Annotated in this window: 18 protein-coding genes and 2 pseudogenes; 8 read left to right on the top strand and 12 right to left on the bottom strand. The window is 72.8% G+C overall.

Going from position 1 to position 22,815, the window contains the following annotated elements; translation table 11 throughout:
* Positions 1-867 precede the first annotated feature (867 nt).
* The 4 genes from uvrC to rsgA form a co-directional block, all read right to left on the bottom strand.
* Positions 868-2,802, bottom strand: a complete 1,935-nt coding sequence (gene uvrC / locus ACTMS9_RS09580) for an excinuclease ABC subunit UvrC (protein WP_280840764.1) — start codon at positions 2,800-2,802, stop codon at positions 868-870.
* 134 nt (positions 2,803-2,936) lie between these two features.
* Positions 2,937-3,419 (bottom strand): Rieske (2Fe-2S) protein, encoded by a 483-nt coding sequence (locus tag ACTMS9_RS09575; protein ID WP_350797697.1) that lies wholly within the window; start codon positions 3,417-3,419, stop codon positions 2,937-2,939.
* 160 nt (positions 3,420-3,579) lie between these two features.
* Positions 3,580-6,525, bottom strand: coding sequence for an excinuclease ABC subunit UvrA (gene uvrA, locus ACTMS9_RS09570; protein WP_441164700.1), 2,946 nt, complete (start codon positions 6,523-6,525; stop codon positions 3,580-3,582).
* A gap of 185 nt (positions 6,526-6,710) precedes the next feature.
* Positions 6,711-7,790 carry a ribosome small subunit-dependent GTPase A gene (gene rsgA / locus ACTMS9_RS09565; RefSeq protein ID WP_441145020.1) on the bottom strand — a complete coding sequence of 360 codons (1,080 nt, stop codon included), beginning with the start codon at positions 7,788-7,790 and terminating at the stop codon, positions 6,711-6,713.
* Between the two features lie 181 nt (positions 7,791-7,971).
* On the opposite strand from rsgA, the gene ACTMS9_RS09560 reads away from it, so the two are divergent.
* Together ACTMS9_RS09560 and ACTMS9_RS09555 are read left to right on the top strand one after the other, a co-directional pair.
* The gene (locus tag ACTMS9_RS09560) at positions 7,972-8,688 is read left to right on the top strand and encodes a maleylpyruvate isomerase family mycothiol-dependent enzyme (protein ID WP_441164699.1); all 717 of its coding nucleotides are present in this window, start codon (positions 7,972-7,974) and stop codon (positions 8,686-8,688) included.
* Positions 8,689-8,695: 7 nt separating this feature from the next.
* Positions 8,696-9,349, top strand: a complete 654-nt coding sequence (locus ACTMS9_RS09555) for an MBL fold metallo-hydrolase (RefSeq protein WP_441164698.1) — start codon at positions 8,696-8,698, stop codon at positions 9,347-9,349.
* 15 nt (positions 9,350-9,364) lie between these two features.
* On the opposite strand, the gene ACTMS9_RS09550 is transcribed toward ACTMS9_RS09555, so the two are convergent.
* The gene (locus tag ACTMS9_RS09550; protein ID WP_441164697.1) at positions 9,365-9,988 is read right to left on the bottom strand and encodes a DedA family protein; all 624 of its coding nucleotides are present in this window, start codon (positions 9,986-9,988) and stop codon (positions 9,365-9,367) included.
* A 100-nt stretch (positions 9,989-10,088) separates the two neighbouring features.
* A complete protein-coding gene (locus ACTMS9_RS09545) occupies positions 10,089-10,802 on the bottom strand; it encodes a class I SAM-dependent methyltransferase (RefSeq protein WP_441164696.1) in 714 nt (237 codons plus the stop codon).
* Between the two features lie 155 nt (positions 10,803-10,957).
* Here ACTMS9_RS09545 and ACTMS9_RS09540 point away from each other — a divergent pair, with 155 nt between their 5' ends.
* Positions 10,958-11,161, top strand: a complete 204-nt coding sequence (locus tag ACTMS9_RS09540; RefSeq protein WP_088961229.1) for a cold-shock protein — start codon at positions 10,958-10,960, stop codon at positions 11,159-11,161.
* A gap of 90 nt (positions 11,162-11,251) precedes the next feature.
* Here the strand turns inward: ACTMS9_RS09540 and ACTMS9_RS09535 are convergent, their stop codons facing one another.
* Both ACTMS9_RS09535 and ACTMS9_RS09530 read right to left on the bottom strand, forming a co-directional pair.
* On the bottom strand, positions 11,252-12,136 hold the full coding sequence (locus ACTMS9_RS09535; RefSeq protein ID WP_441164695.1) for a hypothetical protein: 885 nt from the start codon (positions 12,134-12,136) through the stop codon (positions 11,252-11,254).
* Between the two features lie 324 nt (positions 12,137-12,460).
* Positions 12,461-12,968: pseudogene (locus ACTMS9_RS09530) on the bottom strand (MarR family winged helix-turn-helix transcriptional regulator); the annotation flags it as partial.
* 229 nt (positions 12,969-13,197) lie between these two features.
* Between ACTMS9_RS09530 and ACTMS9_RS09525 the strand changes: the two are divergent.
* Positions 13,198-13,674 (top strand): annotated as a pseudogene (locus ACTMS9_RS09525) (MMPL family transporter); the annotation flags it as partial.
* Between the two features lie 50 nt (positions 13,675-13,724).
* On the opposite strand, the gene ACTMS9_RS09520 reads toward ACTMS9_RS09525, so the two are convergent.
* Complete coding sequence (locus ACTMS9_RS09520) at positions 13,725-15,110, bottom strand: DedA family protein (RefSeq protein WP_441145031.1); 1,386 nt, start codon at positions 15,108-15,110, stop codon at positions 13,725-13,727.
* Between the two features lie 134 nt (positions 15,111-15,244).
* On the opposite strand from ACTMS9_RS09520, the gene typA reads away from it, so the two are divergent.
* Entirely contained in the window at positions 15,245-17,113 is a 1,869-nt protein-coding gene (typA, locus tag ACTMS9_RS09515) for a translational GTPase TypA (RefSeq protein WP_441145033.1), read from the top strand.
* Between the two features lie 82 nt (positions 17,114-17,195).
* On the opposite strand, the gene ACTMS9_RS09510 is transcribed toward typA, so the two are convergent.
* On the bottom strand, positions 17,196-17,867 hold the full coding sequence (locus ACTMS9_RS09510; protein ID WP_441164693.1) for a class I SAM-dependent methyltransferase: 672 nt from the start codon (positions 17,865-17,867) through the stop codon (positions 17,196-17,198).
* A 71-nt stretch (positions 17,868-17,938) separates the two neighbouring features.
* Between ACTMS9_RS09510 and ACTMS9_RS09505 the strand changes: the two genes are divergently transcribed.
* On the top strand, positions 17,939-18,805 hold the full coding sequence (locus ACTMS9_RS09505) for a serine hydrolase (protein ID WP_441145037.1): 867 nt from the start codon (positions 17,939-17,941) through the stop codon (positions 18,803-18,805).
* An 11-nt stretch (positions 18,806-18,816) separates the two neighbouring features.
* On the opposite strand, the gene ACTMS9_RS09500 is transcribed toward ACTMS9_RS09505, so the two are convergent.
* A complete protein-coding gene (locus tag ACTMS9_RS09500) occupies positions 18,817-19,614 on the bottom strand; it encodes a tyrosine-protein phosphatase (RefSeq protein WP_441164692.1) in 798 nt (265 codons plus the stop codon).
* A gap of 44 nt (positions 19,615-19,658) precedes the next feature.
* Here ACTMS9_RS09500 and ACTMS9_RS09495 point away from each other — a divergent pair, with 44 nt between their 5' ends.
* Both ACTMS9_RS09495 and ACTMS9_RS09490 read left to right on the top strand, forming a co-directional pair.
* Positions 19,659-20,756 (top strand): mandelate racemase/muconate lactonizing enzyme family protein, encoded by a 1,098-nt coding sequence (locus ACTMS9_RS09495; RefSeq protein WP_441164691.1) that lies wholly within the window; start codon positions 19,659-19,661, stop codon positions 20,754-20,756.
* Positions 20,757-20,813: 57 nt separating this feature from the next.
* On the top strand, positions 20,814-21,728 hold the full coding sequence (locus ACTMS9_RS09490) for a C40 family peptidase (protein WP_441164690.1): 915 nt from the start codon (positions 20,814-20,816) through the stop codon (positions 21,726-21,728).
* A 62-nt stretch (positions 21,729-21,790) separates the two neighbouring features.
* On the opposite strand, the gene ACTMS9_RS09485 is transcribed toward ACTMS9_RS09490, so the two are convergent.
* Positions 21,791-22,789 carry a TerC family protein gene (locus ACTMS9_RS09485; protein ID WP_441145045.1) on the bottom strand — a complete coding sequence of 333 codons (999 nt, stop codon included), beginning with the start codon at positions 22,787-22,789 and terminating at the stop codon, positions 21,791-21,793.
* Between the last annotated feature and the right edge of the window lie 26 nt (positions 22,790-22,815).

Genomic DNA, 22,815 nt, shown 5'->3' with positions numbered 1-22,815 from the left:
CGGTCGGCCTGCATCGACGCGGTGGGGGCGGCGTGCGCGGCGAGGGCCGGGCCGGCGATCCCACCGGCGGTAGCGGCGACACCGGCGACGGTCAGGGCGGTCTTGCGGATCAGATCGGTACGCATGAGGGTGCACCTTTCGATCAGGGGGATACGCGCACACCGCCGGGGGACGGCAGCGCGTGAAAGGAAGTCAAAGAAGGGGATTGCCCGGCGGCCGCACAAGAGGCTCTGCTCGGGTGTCCGGGGGATGTAACCAACCGGGGCGGGCCGGCATTCCGCCGGGTCTGACTCTCCGGTTCACCCGTCCGGGCCGGGGGGCCACGGCGGTCTGCCATGTACAACGACCCCACCCGGCCGACCATTCCACCGGCCCGGTGACCTCCGAACCTGACGTCGCGGGTCGAACCGGACAGCTGGCCGGCGAACACCCGAGGTAACCCGGACATTTGCGTCGAACAGGCAAAGCGGGGACGGCATCCCGAGGCATATGACGATCGAGCGATATGCCTGTGAGGCATAAATATGACTCAGAGGCATATCGCTCACTGTGGCAATTGAGGGGCGGGCACGGACTGTAGCCCCGGCCCCCCGCGCCGACCGGACCCCGCGCCCAGCCGGCCACGCAGGCGGCCCGGTCGCCCGCCAAGCCCCCAGACCGCCCGGCTTCTGCTGGCCGACCGCGCGAGCGCAACGTTTCCACCAATCAACGGCGTTGCTGCCGGTGGTGGAAACTCACGCGCGCCGCGAGTCCGGCAGCCACCGGTGGCCGGGACGGCACGCTCAGCCGGCGAACAGCCGACCTGCAGCCCACCGGTCGGGGTGGCGCGCTCAGCCGGCGAGCGGCCGGCAGGAAGCTGACCGGGGGTCAGCGACCCGCCTTCGTGCCCTCGTCCAGGGCGGCCAGGATCGCCTCGGCGGTCCGCTTCCCCACCCCGGGCACCTCGGTGATCTCCTCCACGCTCGCGGCGGAGAGCCGCTTGAGCGAGCCGAAGTGCCGCAGCAGCGCCTTGCGGCGTACCTCGCCGAGGCCGGGAACGTTGTCCAGCGCGGATTCGGTCATCCGCTTGGAGCGACGCTGCCGGTGGAAGGTGATGGCGAAGCGGTGCGCCTCGTCGCGGACGCGTTGCAGCAGGTAGAGCCCCTCAGAGGTGCGCGGGAGGATGACCGGGAACTCGTCGTCGGGCAGCCAGACCTCCTCCAGCCGCTTGGCCAGGCCGCAGAGCGCCACGTCGTCGATGCCCAGCTCGGCCAGCGCCTGGGCGGCCGCCGCCACCTGCGGTGCGCCGCCGTCGACCACCACCAGCTGCGGCGGGTACGCGAACCGGCGCGGCCGCCCGGTGGTCGGGTCGATGCCGGGCCGGTCCGGGTCGGAAGCGGTCTCCTCGCCGATCTCGCCGCTCTCGGCCCGGGCGTCGAGGTAGCGGGCGAAGCGGCGGCGCAGCACCTCGGACATCGCGGAGAGGTCGTCGGTGGCGCCCCGGACGATGAAGTGGCGGTACTCGCTCTTGCGGGGCAGCCCGTCCTCGAAGACGACCATGCTGGCCACCACGTCGGTGCCCTGGATCTGCGAGACGTCGAAGCACTCGATGCGCAGCGGGGACGTCCGCATGCCGAGCGCCTCGCTGATCTCGTCGAGCGCCTTGCCGCGGGTGGTCAGGTCGCCGGCCCGGCGCAGCTTGTGCCGGGCGAGCGCGTCCTTCGCGTTGCGCTCGACCGTCTCCATGAGCGACTTCTTGTCGCCGCGCTGGGGCACCCGCAGCGACACCCGGCTGCCCCGGTGGCTGGAGAGCCAGTCGGCCAGCGCGTCGGCGTCGGCCGGCAGCTCGGGGACCAGCAACTCGCGGGGCACGTCCGCCTCGCCGTGCTCGCCGCCGTACACCTGGGTGCAGAAGTGGTGCACCAGGTCGCCGGTGCTCAGCTCCTCGGTCTTCTCCACCACCCAGCCGCGCTGGCCGCGCACCCGCCCGTCGCGGACGTGGAAGACCTGCACGGCGGCTTCCAGCGGGTCGTCGGCGAAGGCCACCACGTCGGCGTCGGTGCCGTCACCGAGCACCACGGTCTGCTTCTCCATGGCCCGGCGCAGCGCGGCGACGTCGTCGCGCAGCCGCGCGGCCCGCTCGAACTCCAGCTGTTCGCTGGCCTCGGTCATCTCCCGTTCCAGCTTGCGGACCATCGTGTCGGTGCGGCCGGCCATGAAGTCGCAGAAGCCGTTGACGATGTCGCGGTGCTCGTCGGCGGAGACACTGCCGACGCAGGGCGCGGAGCACTTGCCGATGTAGCCCAGCAGGCAGGGCCGGCCCACCTGGCCGGCCCGCTTGAACACCCCCGAGGAGCAGGTCCGCGCCGGGAAGACGCGCAGCAGCAGGTCGAGGGTTTCGCGGATCGCCCAGGCATGCGAGTACGGCCCGAAGTAGCGCACCCCCTTGCGCTTGGCGCCGCGCATCACCTGCAGGCGGGGGTACTCCTCGTCGAGGGTGACCGCCAGGTACGGGTACGACTTGTCGTCGCGGTAGCGGACGTTGAACCGGGGGTCGTACTGCTTGATCCAGGTGAACTCCTGCTGGAGCGCCTCGACCTCGGTGGCGACGGTGATCCAGTCCACCGACTCGGCGGTGAAGACCATCTGCCGGGTGCGCTGGTGCAGGTTGACCGGGTCGGCGAAGTACGAGTTGAGCCGGCTGCGCAGGTTCCTCGCCTTGCCGACGTAGATCACCCGGCCGGTGCCGTCACGGAAGCGGTAGACCCCCGGTGACTCCGGGATGGTGCCGGGTGCGGGACGGTAGGTCGAGGGGTCAGCCACCCGTCAAGACTAATCCGCACCCCCGACACGCTCCCCCGACCCGCGGGGGAGCTCCCCCGCCGCCCGGCCGGTGGATCATGAGGCCGGCATCGCCGACCTCATGATCACGCAGGTCCGCTGCCGGCACCGGCGGTTCAGGCCAGGCTGATCTGGTCGCCCTGGACCTTGAGCGGCTTCGGCGCGAGCGGCTTGGTGGCCGGGCCCTGCTTGACCGAGCCGTCGGTGATGGAGAACTTGCTGTTGTGGCAGGTGCAGTTGATGGTGCCGCCGTCGACGTTCGACACCGGGCAGCCCTGGTGGGTGCAGATCGGGTCGAAGCCCTTGAACTGCCCCGGCTCCGGCTGGGTGATCACCACGCCCTGGGCGGCGTAGACCTGCCCCCCACCGACGGGGATGTCGCCGGTGGTCGCCAGCGAGGACGAGCCCTCGCGGTCGCCGCCCTCCGCGTCGCCAGCGGTGGCGCCCGGTCCGCCGCTGGTCGGCGCGGTCGTCCCGTCCCCGGAGTCGTCGCCTCCGCAGGCGGTCAGGAGGACCGACGCCCCCACCGCGCCGGCGCCCGCGAGCAGGGCCCGCCGCGTCTGCGTACCGGGTCCGGTCAACACCTGGTCGTCACTCATCTCCGGCCTTTCTCTCGACTGCCGCCGCCGGTCGTCGACCTCGCGGCCTCACCTCGGCACACGCAACACTGTGCCGGACGGTTCAATCCGGTCGACCCGCGGCTCGCCGGGGAACGGGACGGGCGGGCCGGTTTCCCGACCCGCCCCGCCGTACCGTCGCTCAGTGCGCCGCGGCCGGCACCTTCCGGGTACGCGACTTCGTGGCGCTGCCGTTGGCCTTGGCCGCCCGGCTGGTCGCCGCCTTGGCGCCCTTGGCCTCGCCGTCGAGCTTGAGCACCTGGCGCAGGAACTGACCGGTGTGGCTCTCGGCCACCTCGGCGACCTCCTCCGGGGTGCCGGTGGCCAGCACCGTGCCGCCCCGGTGGCCGCCCTCCGGACCCATGTCGATCAGCCAGTCGGCCGTCTTGATCACGTCGAGGTTGTGCTCGATGGTGATCACGGTGTTGCCCTTGTCGACCAGGCCCTCCAGTACCATCAGCAGCTTGCGGATGTCCTCGAAGTGCAGGCCGGTGGTCGGCTCGTCGAGCACGTAGACCGTCCGCCCGGTGGAGCGCTTCTGCAGCTCGGAGGCGAGCTTGACCCGCTGCGCCTCACCGCCGGAGAGCGTCGGCGCCGGCTGGCCGAGCCGGACGTAGCCCAGGCCGACGTCGACCAGCGTCTTGAGGTGCCGGTGGATGGCCGGGATGGCGGAGAAGAACTCCGCCGCCTCCTCGATCGGCATCTCCAGCACGTCGGAGACGGTCTTGCCCTTGTAGTGCACCTCCAGCGTCTCCCGGTTGTACCGGGCGCCCTTGCAGACCTCGCAGGGGACGTAGACGTCCGGCAGGAAGTTCATCTCGATCTTGATGGTGCCGTCGCCGGAGCACGCCTCGCAGCGGCCGCCCTTGACGTTGAACGAGAAGCGGCCCGGGCCGTACCCCCGGACCTTGGCCTCGGTGGTCTCGGCGAAGAGCTTGCGGACGTGGTCCCAGACGCCGGTGTAGGTGGCCGGGTTGGAGCGCGGCGTCCGGCCGATCGGCGACTGGTCGACGCCGACGACCTTGTCCACGTGCTCCAGGCCGCTGACCCGGGTGTGCCGGCCCGGCACCAGTCGGGCGCCGTTGATCTGGTTGGCCAGCACCGCGTAGAGGATGTCGTTGACCAGCGTCGACTTGCCGGAGCCGCTGACCCCGGTGACCGCGATGAGCTGGCCCAGCGGGAAGGAGACGGTGAGGTTGCGCAGGTTGTGCTCGCGCGCGCCGTGCACCACCAGCTCCCGCTCCGGCGTCTGCGGGCGGCGCTGCCGGGGCGTCGGGATCGACCTGCGCCCCGACAGGTACGCCCCGGTGACCGACTCCGGGTTCTCCAGCAGCGCCGGCACCGAGCCGCTGTGCACGATCTCGCCGCCGTGCTCGCCGGCGCCCGGGCCGATGTCGACGATCCAGTCGGCGACCCGGATGGTGTCCTCGTCGTGCTCCACCACGATCAGCGTGTTGCCCAGCCCGCGCAGCCGCAGCAGCGTCTCGATCAGCCGGTGGTTGTCCCGCTGGTGCAGGCCGATGGAGGGCTCGTCGAGCACGTAGAGCACGCCGACCAGGCCGGAGCCGATCTGGGTGGCGAGCCGGATGCGCTGCGCCTCGCCGCCGGAGAGGGTGCCGGCCGGGCGGTCCAGGGAGAGGTAGTCCAGACCGACGTCGAGCAGGAACTTCAGCCGGGCGTTGATCTCCTTGAGCACCCGCTCGGCGATCATCTTCTGCCGGTCGGTCAGCTCGATGCCGGCGAGCAGCTCGGCCGCCTCGCCGACGGACAGGTTGCAGACCTCGGCGATGCTCTTGCCGGCCAGGGTGACCGCGAGCACCTCGGGCTTGAGCCGGGCGCCGCCGCAGGCCGCGCAGGGCACGTCCCGCATGTAGCCCTCGTACTTGTCCCGCGACCACTCCGACTCGGTGTCGGTGTGCCGGCGCTCGATCCACTGCACCACGCCCTCGAAGCCGGTGTAGTAGGAGCGCTCGCGGCCGTACTTGTTGCGGTAGCGCACGTGCACCTGGTCGTCGGAGCCGTGCAGGATCGTCTTTTGCGCCCGCGACGGCAGCGCCCGCCAGGGCGTGTCGACGTCGAAGTGCTGGCTCTCGCCGAGCGCCTCCAGCAGGCGGAGGAAGTATTCGAGGTTGTGCCCGGTGGCCCAGGGCTGGATCGCGCCCTCGCGCAGGGTGCGCTCCGGGTCGGGGACGACCAGCTCGGGGTCGACCTCCTTCTTGGTGCCCAGGCCGGTGCACTCCGGGCAGGCACCGTACGGCGCGTTGAAGGAGAAGACCCGGGGCTCCAGGTCCTCGATCGCCAGCGGGTGGTCGTTGGGGCAGGCCAGGTGCTCGGAGTAGCGGCGCTCCCGGCCGGGGTCGTCCTCGGCCAGGTCGACGAAGTCGAGCAGCACCAGGCCGCCGGAAAGGCCCAGCGCGGCCTCCACCGAGTCGGTGAGCCGCTGCTTGGCGCCGGCCTTGACGCTGAGCCGGTCGATCACCACCTCGATGGTGTGCTTCTCCTGCTTCTTGAGCTTGGGCGGCTCGGTCAGCGGGTGCACCACGCCGTCCACCCGGGCCCGGGCGTAGCCCTTGGCCTGGAGCTCGGCGAAGAGGTCGACGTACTCGCCCTTGCGCCCGCGCACCACCGGCGCGAGCACCATGAAGCGGGTGCCCTCGGCCATGCCGAGGACCCGGTCGACGATCTGCTGCGGGGTCTGCCGGGAGATCCGCTCCCCGCAGACCGGGCAGTGCGGCTCGCCGATGCGGGCGAAGAGCAGCCGGAGGTAGTCGTAGACCTCGGTGATGGTGCCGACGGTGGAGCGGGGGTTGCGCGAGGTCGACTTCTGGTCGATCGAGACCGCGGGGCTCAGGCCCTCGATGAAGTCGACGTCGGGCTTGTCCATCTGGCCGAGGAACTGCCGGGCGTACGACGACAGCGACTCGACGTACCGGCGCTGGCCCTCGGCGAAGATGGTGTCGAAGGCCAGGCTCGACTTGCCGGAGCCGGAGAGCCCGGTGAAGACGATCAGGGCGTCCCGGGGCAGGTCGAGACTGACGTCACGCAGATTGTGCTCGCGCGCGCCACGGATGATCAGTCGGTCGGCCACTGTCCGTGTACTCCCGGGTGAAGAAAGTGAGGCGGATCTGTCCGCTCGGAGCGTGATCTGAGCGGTTTACGGGCGCAGAAATGACGCCTCGGCAACTCTAGCCCCGAGGTACGACAACTTTCCGCGCCCGCACATTCCCCCAGCTCACACCGGTCGGGCCGGGGTAACCCACGCCGGTACGGGGTTCAGAATCCGCCCGGTGACGCCGGCGGTGCCGGACGCGCCGTCCGCCGGCGGCCACCCCGCCACCCGCCGCGCCGCTCGGCCGCCAGCCGGGTCTCCCGGCGGCGGCTCTCGTACGCCACCTCCCGCTGCAACCGGCTCCAGCTCTCCCAGCGCCGCGGGGGCAGCTCCCCGGTCTCCAGCGCCTCCCGCACCGCGCAGGCCGGCTCGGCCTCGTGCGCGCAGTCGGCGTACCGGCAGCCGGTGGCCAGCTCGGCGATGTCGGAGAAGGCACGGTCCAGCCCGGCGGAGCCGTCCAGCAGGCCCACCGCCCGTACCCCCGGGGTGTCCAGCACCGCTCCGCCGCCCGGAACCGGCACCAGCGCCCGCCAGGTGGTGGTGTGCCGGCCCTTGCCGTCCACCCGGCGGATCGCCTGGGTCGGCATGACCGCGGCCCCGGCCAGCGCGTTGACCAGGCTCGACTTGCCGGCCCCGGAGGGACCGAGCAGGCCGAGCGTCAGCCCGGGGGCGACGAGCGGACGCAGCGGCTCCAGCCCGGTGCCCCGCTCGGCGCTGACCGGCAGCACCGGCACCCCCGGCGCCACCGAGGCGAGCTGCCGGGCCACGGCCGCCGGATCGGCGGCCAGGTCGACCTTGGTGAGCACGACCACGGGCCGCGCCCCGGACTCGTGGGCCAGGGAGAGCAGCCGCTCGATGCGGGCGACGTCCGGTTCCGGGTGCACCGGCTCGACGACCGCGGCGGCGTCGAGGTTGGCGGCGAGCACCTGGCCGCTGGCGTCCTTGCCGGCGGTCCGGCGCACCAGCGCGGTGCGGCGCGGCAGCACCGTCTCGACGGTGACCGGGCCGTCCGGCCAGGTGGCGAGGAGCACCCAGTCGCCGGCGCAGGGCAGGGCGGTCAGGTCGCGGGCCGCGGCGGCGAGCACCGCCGGGCCGAGGCTGGCGCGGACGGGTCCGTCCGCGCAGAGCACGGTGCAGACCCCGCGGTCGACCCGGGCCACCCGGCCCGGTCGGCGGTCGGGGCGCCGTCGTGCGTACGCCGCCCGGTCGGCGTCGAGGCCGAGGGCGGTCAGATCGATGGTCATGGCATCCTCATCGGAGTCGGAACTGGCCGTGGTGGTACACGCGTGCTGCTGCTACCGGCATGGCCACCACCTCTCCTCCGATGTCCGGGTCCGCGTTCGATGCCGACGGTAGGTGCCGCGGCGACGCGCCGAAAGCGATTTCCCCGGCGACGGGCCGGCCCGGTACCGCTAGGGTCGGTGCGTGACCACTGATCCGCTTCTGCTGACCGGTGAGGTGGACGACGCCACGGCCCGGCTCCTGCGCGCCGCGGCCGCTCTCGACGACGCGGACGTCGCGGCGCCCTCGCTGCTGCCCGGCTGGACCCGCGGGCACGTCCTGGCGCACCTCGCCCGCAACGCCGACGGCTTCGTCAACCTGCTGACCGCCGCCCGTACCGGCGAGCCCATCCCGATGTACGCCAGCCCGGAGGCCCGCGCCGCCGACATCGAGGCCGGCGCGTCCCGGCCGCCGACGGCCCACCTGGACGACCTGCGCCACTCCGCCGAGCGGTTCGCCGAGGCGGTCGCGGCCATGCCCGTCGAGGCGTGGTCGGCCACGGTGCAGACCCGGCGCGGCCCCTGGAAGGCCGCGATGCTGGTCTGGGGGCGGCTGCGCGAGATCGAGGTGCACCACGTGGACCTCGACGTGGGTTACCGGGCGGCCGACTGGCCGGCGGCGTTCGCCCACCACCTGCTGCACGAGGTGGGCGCCGGCCTGGCCGCCCGCACCGACGTACCGGCGATGGTGCTGCGCTTCGACGGCAGCCGACACGAGCTGGTCGTCGGTGAACGTGAGGCCGCGCCGCTGGTCAGCGGCCCGGTCGCCGAGCTGGCCGCCTGGTTGATCGGGCGCAGCCGCGGCGAGGCGCTGACCGTCACCCCCGACGGACCCCTGCCGACTCCACCGGAATGGATATAGCCACGTCATGAGCTACACCGGAGACGTCACCGCCGGCGGCCCGCCCGCGGTGCGGGAGCTGGACCGGCTCACCGTCACGAAGCTGTCGGTGGGCCCGATGGACAACAACGCGTACCTGCTGCGCTGCAAGGGCACCGGCGAGCAGGTGCTCGTCGACGCGGCGAACGAGGCCCCGCGGCTGCTCGACCTGGTCGGCGACGGCGGGTTGGCCGCGGTGGTCACCACGCACCGGCACATGGACCACTGGGTCGCGCTGGAGGAGGTCGTCGCGAAGACCGGCGCCCGCGCCCTGGTGCACGCCGACGACGCCGAGGGCCTGCCGATCGAGGCGGAACGGCTCGCCGACGGCGACACCGTGCCGGTGGGCGACTGCGCCCTGGAGGTGATCCACGTCCGGGGGCACACGCCGGGCTCCATCGCCCTGCTCTACCGCGACCCGGCCGGCACCCCGCACCTGTTCACCGGGGACAGTCTCTTCCCGGGTGGGGTCGGCAACACCGACCAGGATCCGGAGCGCTTCGGCCAGCTCATCGACGACGTGGAGCAGAAGCTCTTCGACCGGCTGCCGGACGAGACCTGGTTCTACCCGGGGCACGGCAAGGACAGCACGCTCGGGGCGGAGCGCCCGTCGCTGCCGCAGTGGCGGGCCCGCGGCTGGTGAGGCGTCCGGCGTCGGTCAGCCCGGCTGGCCGGCGTCGGTCAGGGCGCGCAGCCGGCGCCGGGTGCCCAGCAGCACCACGCCGGCCAGCGCCAGGCCGACCGCCATGGTGACCAGCATCGGGCTGCCCTCCCCCGGCAGCAGCCCGGCCAGCGACCGGGACGCGGTGCCCAGCGCCAGGTAGAGGCCGGCCCAGAGCGCGGCGCCTGCCGTCGCGCAGGCCACGAACCTCCGGTACGACATCCGCAGCCCGCCCGCGGCCAGCGGCAGCAGCGCGTTGAACACCGGCAGGAAGGGCGCGACCAGCACCATCCGCCCGCCGCCGGAGCGCAGGATCCCCTCGGCCGCGGCCCAGCGGGCCTCGCCGATCCAGCCGCCGACCCGGCTGTGCCGCAGCCGCTCGCCGTACACGCGGCCGGCGAGGAAGCTCAGCGACCAGCCGGCGACGCAGCCCACCACCACCGCGGCGACGGTGGCCGCGCCGGTCGCCGGGCGGCCCACCCCCACCGCCGCGAGAACCGCGACGTCGCCGGGGACCAGCACCCCGAGCAGCGGTACGGCGTCGGCGAGCATGACCAGCCCCAGCGCCCCCATCAGCAGGGTGGTGGGCAACTCCCCGACCTGGGCCAACGTGTCCAGCATGGCCATGACGCTATGGGCCGCGGGCGATCCGCACATCGGGTCCGGTCCCCCACCCCGCCCTGAACCCCGGCTCGGGGTCACCCCTGAGCCGGCCGTCGGGTCAGCGCGGCCGGAGCACCTGCACCCGGCGTACCGGCGAGTCGACGTACGGCTCGGTGGTGGGCACCGGATAGCTGGCCACGACCTCCAGGGCCCCGGCCGGCAGGTGCCCCCGGTCGGGGTCGCCGACCAGCACCACCGCCCCGGCGGCGGCGGCCCGATGCAGGAACGGCAGCACCCGTCCGGCCAGCCCCGCGTCGTAGAGCACGTCGCCGGCGAGCAGCAGGTCCACCCCGGTACCGTCGCCGTCGAGCAGGTCGCCCTCGGTGGCCGTGACCGCCACCCCGTTGGCCCGGGCGTTGACCGTCACCGCCGCCACCGCCCACGGGTCGACGTCGTTGGCGACGACCTCGGACGCGCCGGCCAGCGCGGCGGCGATGGCCACCAGACCGGAGCCGGCGGCCAGGTCGAGCACCCGACGTCCGGCGGCCAGCTCGGGGTGGTCGAGCAGGTACCGGGCGAGCCCCTGCCCGCCGGGCCAGGCCGACGCCCAGTACGGCGGCGGGAGGGTACGGCCGGCCGCCGCCTCCATCCGGGCCCACCAGACGATGGCGTCCTCGGCGAGGTGCAGCCACACCTCCGGCACGAACGGGGTGGGCACCAGCCGCAGCCGGTCCAGCCCGTCGCCCGGCGCGCCGATTTCGCGCGTCAGGACGCTCAACGCCGCCGTGCTCGGTCCGCCCACCGGTCGAGCATGCCGGAGCCGACCGGGCATCGCGCGGCTTTCGCGTCCGACTCGCGATTTTTCCGTTTGCCGCCATGCGGCACTTCAGCCAGCGAACGGGGGGTTCGCCGGTTACGCTCGGGGGAGTACAGGGCGATCATCCGCCGACGCGCGGGTGCTCACCCGTCTTGAACAGGGAGAGATGCATGGCAACCGGCACGGTCAAGTGGTTCAACTCGGAAAAGGGCTTCGGCTTCATCGAGCAGGACGGCGGAGGCCCGGACGTCTTCGTCCACTACTCGGCCATCGCCTCCAGCGGCTACCGCGAACTGAACGAGGGCCAGAAGGTCGAGTTCGAGGTGACCCAGGGGCAGAAGGGTCCGCAGGCGGACAACGTTCGTCCGCTGTAGTTCCGTGCCGGTGGCGGCGGTCGGGGTCGGCCGCCGCCACTGCGCGTCCCCCCGGGCCGGTCGGACGCGGCCGGCCGGTGTCCGGCCTGCTCAAGCGACCATGCGTCGGGCGAGTTCGTCGGCGACCTGTTTGGCGATGGTCGGCGGGATCGCCGCGGCGATCTTCTCCGGCGTGAGGCCGGCCAGGACACCCTGGACGATCGCCGGCTCGTCGGTGAAGTCCTTGTTGGCGAGCGCGGTCAGCGCCGTCTGCAGCGCGGTGAGTTGCGCGCCGAGCGACTTCAGGGTCGGGTGCTGGACGACGAACGCGGGGTCCGTGTGGTCCTCGCCCAGCGCCATCCGGGTGTAGATCTGGCCGACCGGGTTACGTCCGTCCAGCACGGTCAGGTTGCGGTGGACGGTCTGCAGCCAGTTGTGCTCTTCGGGGGTCATGTCGTCGTCCTCCAGGAGTCCGATGGTGGTGAGATAGCGCCGGAACAGCGGTCGCTGGTCCCGGTTCGCCTTCGTGGAGTCGCGGAAGTAGCTGAAGTGGGTGTGGTAGAGGTGCGAATCGTCGCCGCTGCTGCGCCTGCCCAGCCGGTCCCACCGGCGGACGACCGTCCCGTCCGGTGAGTAGATGATTTCGCGCAGGTCGCGGCTGTCCGGCGTGTTCGCCACGCACTGGGCGACACACCAGGTGGAGAACGTGCGCAGGTTGTGCGTCCGGCCGCCGGAGCGGACCTCGAAGATGCCGACGTCCATCGCGGAGGCGTACAGGGTGAGCCCGGTGGAGTCCCGGGTGGACTCGACCACCGAGTAGTCGTTGGTCACCACCCGGTCGGAGCCGCAGTGGTAGCCGCCACGATGTGCGGGATCGCCGACGATGCCGACCTCACCGGGTTCGAGGTCGTCGTCGCGAGACGTGTCGGGGTCGATGTTGAGGTTGTCGAGCAACAGGCGGCGGGCGGCCAGCAGGTTGGCCGGAGCCGTTGTCATGGGATCCCCCTTCCGTAGGGTCAGGGGCCGGGCACGACAGTGACACCGCGTGGCGGTGTCCGGATGCGGGAGCGAGCCCGACCAGGAGATGCACTTCGTCGGGCGTTGGCTGAACGATAACCGGACGAACGGACAACGCCCAGCTCAAATGGCTTCTCTTCAGATGAGACGAAGCTGTGAGCCGGCTGGGACCACCGGCCGTAGGACAGCGCGCCACCCGCGCCGCCGCCCCCGGATGAGCCATAGTCCACAACGGAGAGTGACCGGAACGCCGGACGGCGGGTGCGCGGAACCCTTGGCTGAAAAACCTCGCCCCGGCGGCGGGTCAGCTCGTCGGGCGGCGGGCCGACTCGGCCCGGACGGCGTCCCGGTGCGCCCGCATCGAGTCGACCATCGTCGCCATGAAACGGTGCACGATCTCCAGTTCCTCGTCGCTGAAGCGGGCCATCACCTCGTCGGTGCGCCGGCCGAGCGGGCCGAAGAAACTCATCGCCAGCGCGGCGCCCTGGTCGGCGTAGTGCAGGAAGACCTTGCGCCGATCGGCCGTGTCCCGGTCGCGGCGGATGTGCCCGGCCCGCTCCAGCCGGTCGATCAGTGCGGTCACCGAGCCGGAGGAGAGGTTGAGCTGCTCTCCCAGCCGCCCGGGGGTGATCGGGTCGCCGGTCAGTTCCGCGTCCATGACGGCGATCAGGGCGTGCAGGTCGGTGGGGTTGAGCCCGTGCAGGCCGGCGAAGGCGTGCCCGATGTGCTGCGCGTCCACCGAGTACCGCCGCAGGTCGTTGGTGATCTCGGCGACCAGCTGACTGCGTCGGTCGTCCCGCCGTCGATACATGCCCTGCGCTGCCACGTCTGGTCGTTCCCCCTGTCGGACCGCCGCCCGGGTGCAGCATAGAGCAGCCCTCGACAATCTCGCTTGTCAAGATACTCGACAACTTGCACCAATGCTCTCGCCCGACAAGACTCTTGACAGTCGAGATTTCAAGTTGACGGACCGTGAGGGCATCCGATGTCTGTGTTCACCCGCGTCGCCCGCGGCCGGCTGACCGCCTGGCTCACCGTGCACCGTCATCGCGTCGTTCTTCGCCAGCCTCGGCGCGGCGTGGCTGCTCTTCGACCACGTCCTCGGGTTCCCGGCGCTGGACAGCGGGGTCCTGCTGATCGCGTTCGTGTTCCTGGTGGCGCTCGGCGTGGACTACAACATCTTCCTGGTCACCCGGGCCCAGGAGGACGCCCGCAGCGCGGGCACCCGGGACGGCATGCTCTCCGCGCTCCGGGTCACCGGCGGGGTCATCACCAGCGCCGGCATCCTGCTCGCCGCGGTCTTCGCCGTCCTCGGCGTCCTGCCGCTGATTACGCTGACCCAGGTCGGGATCATCGTCTGCATCGGTGTGCTCCTCGACACCCTGCTGGTGCGCACGGTCCTCGTCCCGGCACTGGCCTTCCTGCTGGGCGACCGGTTCTGGGCGCCGGGCCGCATCCACCGCGATCCCACGCCCGACGCGCCGGTGGAGCCGGAACCCGTCACCGCACGGCACTGACCGTTTCCGGGGCCGGGGCGCGTCGCGCCCCGGCCCCCGCCGCGCCCCCGCTAACGCCGGCTCGGCTTCTCGCGACGCTGTTGGGGCGGTGGGGCGCCGGTGGCGCGTACCGCCCGGTCCCGGGTGGCCCAGGCGACCACGAACACCGCCGTCCAGGCCACCCCGAGCAGCACCGAGGTGACGGTCCCGCTGGCCGTGCTCCAGCCCAGGTAGAGGCGGGCCCCGCCGAGCACGGCGATGCCGGCCGCCGCCGCCGTCCAGGCGGCCACCGCCACCGGCCAGCGGGCGTCGCGGGAGACCAGCCAGGCGAGCGTGCAGAGGCTCGCGGCGACCACCGCGTTCTGCGTCGGGAACATGACAGCCGCCCGGGCCGACGGGGTGGCGTCGGCGACCACCGCCAGCACCACCAGCGGCAGGAAGGCCCCGACCGTGCCGAAGACGCTGAGCAGGTCCGCCCGCCAGGGCCGGTGCCGCCAGGCGAGCACCCCGGCCACCACCGCCACCAGCACGATCAGGAACGACCCCCGCAGCACGGAGACCGTGGTCAGGGCGGCCTGCATCGCGCCCGGGGTGCGGCGGTGGGCGAACCAGTCCGCGATCGCGCCGTCGACCACGGCCAGCCCGCTGAAGCGCACCACCGCCTCCAGCAGCCAGGCGACGGCGAACCCCGCCGCCGACAGCAGCAGCAGGCCGGCGCCGAGGTTGAGCAGCAGCGCCCAGCCCGGCCCGAGGTGCATGGCGATCAGGAAGAAGAGGATGCCGTACCGGCCGGTGACCCAACGCACAGGCGGCAGGGCGGCGGCCCGGGTCAGCAGCGCCCGCGCCGGGTCGGGATGGCGTCCCAGCCACCGCCCGGCCAGCACGATCGCGGCCAGCACGGCCAGCAGCACCAGCACCACCCCGGTGGCCCGGCCCAGCAGCCGGGAGACCGTCTCGTACGACTCGCCGGCCAGGTAGCCCAGCAGCACCGAGCCGCCCACCCAGGTCGTCACCCCGGCCAGGTTCCACGGCGCGAACCGCCGGTACGGCAGGCCGGCCGCACCCGCCAGCCGGGGCACCAGGGTCCGGGCGAAGGCGATCCACCGGGCCGCGAACACCCCCCGCCCGCCCAGCCGGCCCAGCAGCGCGTCGGCCCGGGCCCACCGCTCGGGTCCCACCCGGGTGCCCAGCCCGCTGGCCCGCAGCCGGGGGCCGTACCGGCGGCCGGACCGGAAGGCGAGTGTGTCTCCCATCACCGCCGCACCTGTCATGACGAGCAGCGCGGGAACAAGCCGAAGCGTCCCCGCGTAGGCTAAGAAGCCGACCAGCAACAGGGTCGCCTCGCCCGGCACCAGCAGACCGAAGATCACCGCGGTCTCCCCCGCGACGATTGTCGCGGCGATCACATAGATCAGCAGGGACGGCAGGCCCTGCAGCGAGGTCAGCAGGTCATGCATCCGGTCCCCATGAACACGGGGGCCAGCATGCCAGCCGCGCGAACGGTCGGAACAGCAGTTCCGGCACAGATCCGGGCCATCTGGGGGTTACCCCGACACGTGCCCCGGCAACCGTAGACAGGAGTATGGAGGGTATGCAGCTTCGCACCGACCTCCGCAACGTCGCCATCATCGCCCACGTCGACCACGGCAAGACGACCTTGGTCGACGCCATGTTGCGGCAGGCCGGCGCCTACGGCGCCCGCGGCGAGGTAACCGAGCGGGTCATGGACTCGATGGACCTCGAACGGGAAAAGGGCATCACCATCCTCGCCAAGAACACCGGCGTGCGGTACATGCCGGCGGACGGCTCCGACCCGGTCACCATCAACATCATCGACACCCCCGGCCACGCCGACTTCGGTGGCGAGGTGGAGCGCGGCCTCACCATGGTCGACGGGGTCGTCCTGCTGGTCGACGCCAGCGAGGGCCCGCTGCCGCAGACCCGGTTCGTGCTCCGCAAGGCGCTCAAGGCCCGCATGCCGATCATCCTGGTGATCAACAAGGTGGACCGCCCGGACGCCCGGATCAAGGAGGTCGTGGACGACACCTACGAGCTCTTCCTGGACCTGGACGCCGACGAGGAGCAGATCGACTTCCCGATCGTCTACGCCTGCGCCCGCGACGGCATCGCCTCGCTGACCCAGCCGGCCGACGGCTCGGTGCCGGACGACAGCAGCTCCCTGGAGCCGCTGTTCCGCACCCTGCTGGACACCATCCCGGCGCCCGCGTACGAGGACGGTGCACCGCTGCAGGCGCACGTCACCAACCTCGACGCCTCGCCGTTCCTCGGCCGGCTGGCGCTGTGCCGGGTCCGGCAGGGCACCATCAGCAAGGGCCAGTCGGTCTCCTGGTGCCGCACCGACGGCAGCACCCAGCGGGTGCGCATCTCGGAGCTGCTGATGACCGAGGGGCTGGAGCGCAAGCCGGCCGACTCGGCGGGCCCGGGCGACATCATCGCGGTCGCCGGCATCCCGGAGATCATGATCGGTGAGACCCTCGCCGACGCGGAGAACCCGATCCCGCTGCCGCTGATCACCGTCGACGAGCCGGCCATCTCGATGACCATCGGCACCAACACCTCGCCGCTGGTCGGCCGGGTCAAGGGCGCCAAGGTCACCGCCCGGATGGTCAAGGACCGGCTCGACAAGGAGCTGGTCGGCAACGTCTCGCTGCGGATCCTGCCGACCGAGCGGCCGGACGCCTGGGAGGTGCAGGGCCGTGGTGAGCTGGCGCTGGCCATCCTGGTCGAGCAGATGCGCCGGGAGAACTACGAGCTGACCGTCGGCAAGCCGCAGGTGGTCACCCGGGAGATCGACGGCAAGATCTGTGAGCCGGTCGAGCGGCTGACCATCGACGCCCCGGAGGAGTACCTGGGTGCGATCACCCAGCTGCTGGCCACCCGGAAGGGTCGGATGGAGCAGCTGGTCAACCACGGCACCGGCTGGATCCGGATGGAGTGGCTGGTCCCGGCGCGCGGCCTGATCGGCTTCCGCACCGAGTTCCTCACCGACACCCGGGGCACCGGCATCCTGCACCACGTGTTCGAGTCGTACGAGCCGTGGTTCGGCGAGCTGCGGACCCGGCAGAACGGTTCGCTGGTCGCGGACCGGGCCGGCGCCGTCACCTCGTTCGCCATGATCAACCTTCAGGAGCGCGGACAGCTCTTCGTCGAGCCGACCACCGAGGTGTACGAGGGCATGATCGTCGGGGAGAACTCCCGCTCCGACGACATGGACGTCAACATCACCAAGGAGAAGAAGCTCACCAACATGCGGGCGTCGACCTCCGACGAGACCGAGAAGCTGATTCCGCCGCGCAAGCTCTCCCTGGAGCAGGCGCTGGAGTTCTGCCGCGAGGACGAGTGCGTCGAGGTCACTCCGAGCGCGGTCCGGATCCGCAAGGTCGTGCTGGACCAGCAGCTGCGCGGCCGGGCCGCCGCCCGCCGCAAGCACGCCGGCTGACCCACCGCACGGCACACCACCGGAGCCCGGACCGCCCCTGCGGTCCGGGCTCCGCCCGTTCCCGCTCCGCACCGGCCGTCGGTCACGACCGGCGGTGTTTGACGGCGAGCAGGGCGAAGAGGTCCGGCACCGGGCCGGACCCGGACTCGGTGGTCCGGGTCAGCGTGAGGCCGGCGGCGGTGACCGCGTTGAGCAGGTCGGCCAGGGGTACGTGCCAGGCGCCGACCCGGGCCCGCACCCCGTGCGTCGACCAGACCCGGAAGCTGCGTTCCCGCTCGGCGTAGCCGCCGTCGACGACGATCCGCCCGGGGTCGGACCGGTCGGCGAACGGGCCGATGAAGCACGGGTGCACGCCGACGTGGACGAAGCGCCCGCCGGGCGCCAGCACCCGGGCCGCCTCGGCGATCACCGCCGGGTAGTCGGGCACGTCGGTGTGGGCGAGCACGCAGGCCACCGCCGGCAGCGCCGAGTCGGCGACCGGCAGCGCGGCGGCGTCGCCCCGGGTCACCGACAGCCGGGCGCGGGCGTGCCGGAGCTGCCCGCCGGAGAGGTCGACGCCGACCGGCTCCCAGCCCGACCGGCGCAGCTCGGCGGCGTGCGCGCCGGTGCCGCAGCACAGGTCGAGGCAGCGGCCCGGGCCGGGGCCGAGCAGGTCGGCGAGCTGCCGGCGGACCCGGGTCATGTAGTCGGCGGCGGTGTCGGAGGCGAACTGTTCGTACCAGTCGGCGTGGGCGTCGTACGCGGCAACCGTCATGTCGGCACGGTAGGTGCCCGGGCCGGGGTCGCGCTGTCCCGCGCCGGGGATGATCGGCTACGGTCACCGGCATGACCTGGGATGATCTCGACGCGCGGCTGGAGCGGGTGCCCGGCACCGTCTCGGCGTACGTGGGGCGGCTGGGCGCGGAGCCGACCTGGACCCGCCGGCCCGACGCCACCCACTACGCGGCCAGCACGATGAAGGTCGCGGTGCTGCTCGCGCTGCACCGGGCCGCCGAGGCGGGCGAGCTGGACCTGGACGCGCCGATCCCGGTGGTCAACGGGTTCGACTCGGCGCAGCCCGGGACGCCCCGCTTCGCCTGTGCCCAGCACTACGACAACGACGACGCGGTGTGGGCGCGGGTGGGCGGGAGCGCCCCGCTGCGCTGGCTCGCCGACCGGATGATCACCCGGTCCAGCAACCTGGCCACGAACATCGTGCTCGGCCGGGTGGGCCTGCCGGCGGTGGCCCGCGCCTGGGCGCTGGCCGGGGCCCGGCACAGCGTCACCGGCCGGGGCATCGAGGACTTCGCCGCCCGGGACGCGGGCATCACCAACCTGGTCACCGCCGCCGACCTCGCGGCGCTGCTCGGCGGGCTGGTCACCGGGGCCGCCCGCCCGGGGCCGCTGGCCTCCCCGGCCGCCTGCGCGGCGATGATGGACGTGCTGCTGGCCCAGGAACACCGCGAGGACCTGGCCGCCGGCCTGCCCGAGGGGACCCGGATCGCGCACAAGAACGGCTGGGTACGCGGCGTCCGGCACGGCGCCGGCGTGGTCCTGCCGGACGACGCCCCGCCGTACGTGATCGTCGTCTGCACCACCACCGACCTCGCCGACGGCGGCGCGACCGGCGAAGAGGTCGAGGACGACGCCTGCCGGCTGATCGCGGAGGTCTCGGCGGCGGTCTGGGCGGCCCGGCACGACCTGGCCGGCTGACCCCGGGCGGGTCACTCCAGCAGGTTGTCCCGCAGCGCGTCGCGCACCTCGTCGGTGACGCCCAGCCCGTCGCGCAGGTACGCGTCGAACGAGCCGTGCACCCGGCGCACCTCCTCGTAGGCGGCGTCCAGGTACTCCGGGCGCACCTCCAGCACCGGGCGCACCGTCTCCGGGTCCAGCGCCGGTTGCCGCCCCACCATCGCCTCCAGCAGCACCTCGCGCAGGCTCACGGTCAGCTCGTTGTGGCACAGGTAGTCGGCGCGGATCGCCGCGGGGTCCACGTCCAACGCGGTGAGCAGCAGCACCGCCAGCCAGCCGGTGCGGTCCTTGCCGGCCGAGCAGTGGAACAGCAGCGGCAGGTTGTCCGCGTCCGCCGCCAGCCGCAGCGCCGTGCCGAACCCCGCCCGGGCCGCCTCCCCGGTGACGAACCAGCGGTAGATCGCCGCCATCGCCGCCGGAGTGCCCTCCCGGGCCAGCTCGTCGTACGCCTCCAGGTCGTGGCCGAGCAGCAGCGCCGAGACGTACGTGAAGACCGGGTGCGCCGGGTCGAGGACCGGCAGGTGCACCACCCGCGGCTCCCCCACCAGCCGGTCCGCCGGGGCGACCACCATCTCGGAGGCGTCCCGCAGGTCCACCACGCAGGCCGGGGCGAGCTTGCCCAGCACCGGCAGGTCGGCGTCGGTCAGCCGGCCCAGCGCCGGGGTGCGGATCAGCCTCCCGGCGCGCACCCGGCGCCCTTCGGCGGTGGGCAGTCCGCCCAGATCACGCGCGTTCGGCGCACCCACCAGCTCCCAGTCCCGCCTGCCCATTCGGCCTCCCCCTGCGCTGCCCGTCTCCGTATAGGGTGCCGCACATGACGATCGCCGCGGTACGCACCCACCGGCTTTCCGCGCCCCTGCACACCCCGTTCGTCACCGCGCTGCGCCGCACCACCACCGTGGACACCCTGGTGGTCGAGGTGATCGACTCCGACGGGCGGTCCGGGTTCGGCGAGGCGCCCCAGGTCTGGAAGGTGACCGGCGCCTCGGTCGCCGGCGCCGAGGCCTGCGTACGCGACATGCTGGCCCCCGCGGTCGCCGGCCGGGACGCCGACGACCTGGTGGCCCGCTGCGCCGAGGTGCGCACGGCGGTGACCGGGAACGAGTCGGCCAAGGCGGCGCTCGACGTCGCGCTGCACGACCTGGCGGCCCGGCGGCTCGGCGTACCCCTGGTGCGGCTGCTCGGCGGCACGACGCTGCGCGTCCCGACGGACGTCACGCTGGCCGCCGGCGACGCGGTGGAGCTGGCGGCGGCGGCCAAGCAGCGCCGCGCCGAGGGCTTCGACGTGCTCAAGCTCAAGGTCGGCACGGACGCGGCGACCGACCTGGACCGGGTCCGCGCGGTGCGGGCGGCGGTCGGCCCCGGGATGCGGATCCGGCTGGACGCCAACCAGGGCTGGACCCCGCGCGAGGCGGTGCGGGTGATCCGGGGCATCGTCGACGCCGGGCTCGACGTCGAGCTGGTCGAGCAGCCCGTGTCCCGGTGGGACCTGGACGGCCTGGCCTGGGTCAGCGACCGGGTGGAGGTGCCGATCCTGGCCGACGAGTCGGTCTTCGGCGTCCGCGACCTGGTCGAGGTGATCCGCCGTCGGGCCGCCGACATGGTCAACGTCAAGCTGGCCAAGTGCGGCGGCCTGCACACCGCCCGCACCCTGCTCGACCTGGCCCGCGCCCACGACATGGGCACCATCGTCGGTTCCATGATGGAGAGCGCGGTCGGCATCGGGGCGGCCGCCAGCCTGGTCGCCGCCTACCGCACCAGCGCCGTGTCGGACCTGGACGCCGCCTGGTGGCTGGCCTGGTCGCCGGTGCGGGGCGGGGTCCGGTACGACGGCGCCACCGTCGTGCTGCCGGACGCGCCCGGGCTGGGCATCACCTCCGTCACTGAAGCAAAAGTGCAGGCCCGCAGTTGATGATCGTTGGTTTCTTTCATAGGGTCGGATAGGCGCCCGCCCGAACCGGAGGTCGACGTGAAGCTGCAACCGGGCCGCGAGGCCGTCGTCCGGGTCGCCGTCGCGACGCTCTGGGCCACCCCCGAGGCGGTACGCCCCGTCGACCGCCCCGCCCTCGCCCCACGCACCGACATCCCGGCCTGGGTCGCCGGGATGGACACCGACCAGCGGGTCGGCGAGTGCGTGCTGAGCCAGCTGCTGCTCGGCGAGCGGGTGCTGATCACCGAGCTGCGCCCGGACGGCTGGGCCCGCGTGGTCGCCGTCGAGCAGCCCGCGGCGGAACTCGACCCGCGCGGCTACCCCGGCTGGCTGCCCACCGCCCAGCTGGCCCCCGCCGACCCGAACACCCCCGCCGGTGAGCCGCTGGTGGTCGACGCCGGCGTCACCGCCCTGCACGCCGCGCCGGACGGCCCGGTGGTCGTGCCCGGCGTCGTCCTCGGCACCCGACTGACCCCGGCCGGCGGCCCGGTCGACGGGTGGCGTCCGGTGCACGCCCCCGGCCACCCGGGGCCGCTGTGGATCTCCGAGGCGGACGTGGTCCCGCTGCCCACCGGCCGGCCGGAGCCCGGCGAGGTGCTGGCCGTCGCGGAGCGCCTGCGCGACGTGGTCTACATCTGGGGCGGGGTCTCCAGCCACGGCATCGACTGCTCCGGCCTGGTGCACCTGGCCTGGCGCCGGTTCGGGGTGACCCTGCCCCGCGACGCCGACGACCAGGCCGAGGCCACCGCGCCGGTGCCGCTGGGCGAGGAGCATCCCGGCGACCTGTACTTCTTCGCCCGCCCCGGGCGCCCGATCCACCACGTCGGCATCGTCACCGCCGAGCCCGGCGGCGACCGCCGGATGCTGCACGCCTGCTACCGGCAACGGCGGGTGCTGGAGGAGCAGCTCCCCGCCGACCGGGCCGCCACCCTGGTCGCCGTCCGCCGGGTCTGACCCGCACGCGAGAGGGGCACCCCGGCGAACGGGTGCCCCTCTTCTGTGTACGCGGGTGCGGCTCAGCGCCGGGCGTCGGCCAGCTCGCGGCGCCGGTCCCGGGACGACTTGATCAGGCTGGCGGCGGTGGCCACGGCGAGGGTGCCGAGGATGACCGTCAGGGAGAGCCAGATCGGGATGTGCGGCGCCCACCCGACATGCTCCCCGCCGTTGATGAACGGCAGGTTGTTCTCGGCCAGGGCCTCCAGCACCAGCTTGACGCCGATGAAGCCGAGCACCACCGCCAGGCCGTAGCTGAGGTAGATCAGCCGGTCCAGCAGGCCGCCGAGGAGGAAGTAGAGCTGCCGCAGCCCCATCAGCGCGAAGACGTTCGCGGTGAAGACCAGGTACGGCTCCTGGGTGATGCCGAAGATCGCCGGGATCGAGTCCAACGCGAAGATCAGGTCGGTGGTGCCGATGGCGATCATCACGATCAGCATCGGGGTGAACAGTCGCCGGCCGGCCTGGTGCGTGGTCAGCTTCGCGCCGTCGTAGTCCTTGGAGATCGGCAACGCCTTGCGGCTCCACCGGATCAGCATGTTCTCGCTGAACTCGTCCTCGTCCGGCTCGCCCTGCCGGGCGAGGTTCACCGCGGTGTAGATCAGGAACGCGCCGAAGATGTAGAAGACCCAGGAGAACTGGGAGATCAGCGCCGCGCCGGCGGCGATGAACCCACCCCGCATCACCAGGGCCAGCACGATGCCGACGAGCAGCACTTTCTGCTGGTACGGCCGGGGCACCCCGAACCGGGCCATGATGATCACGAAGACGAAGAGGTTGTCCACCGAGAGGCTGTACTCGGTGAGCCAGCCGGTGTAGAACTGGCCGGCCGCGCTCGCCCCTGAGGTGAGCCAGAGCCCGGCGCCGAAAATCAGGGCCAGGGCCACGTAGAAGCCGACCCAGAGGCTCGACTCGCGGACACTGGGTTCGTGCGGTCGTCGACCGACGATGAGAAGGTCGACGAGCAGGACCGCCGTCATCGCGACGAGGGTCCCGGCCCACACCACTCCGGACACGTTCAATGCATTCCTCCGGCAGACACGCGACG

This window comes from Micromonospora sp. L31, from assembly GCF_052068075.1.
Taxonomy (GTDB): Bacteria; Actinomycetota; Actinomycetes; order Mycobacteriales; family Micromonosporaceae; genus Micromonospora; species Micromonospora purpureochromogenes.
Note: the sequence above shows the minus strand (reverse complement) of the source record. Positions and strands in the feature narration are given on the sequence as shown.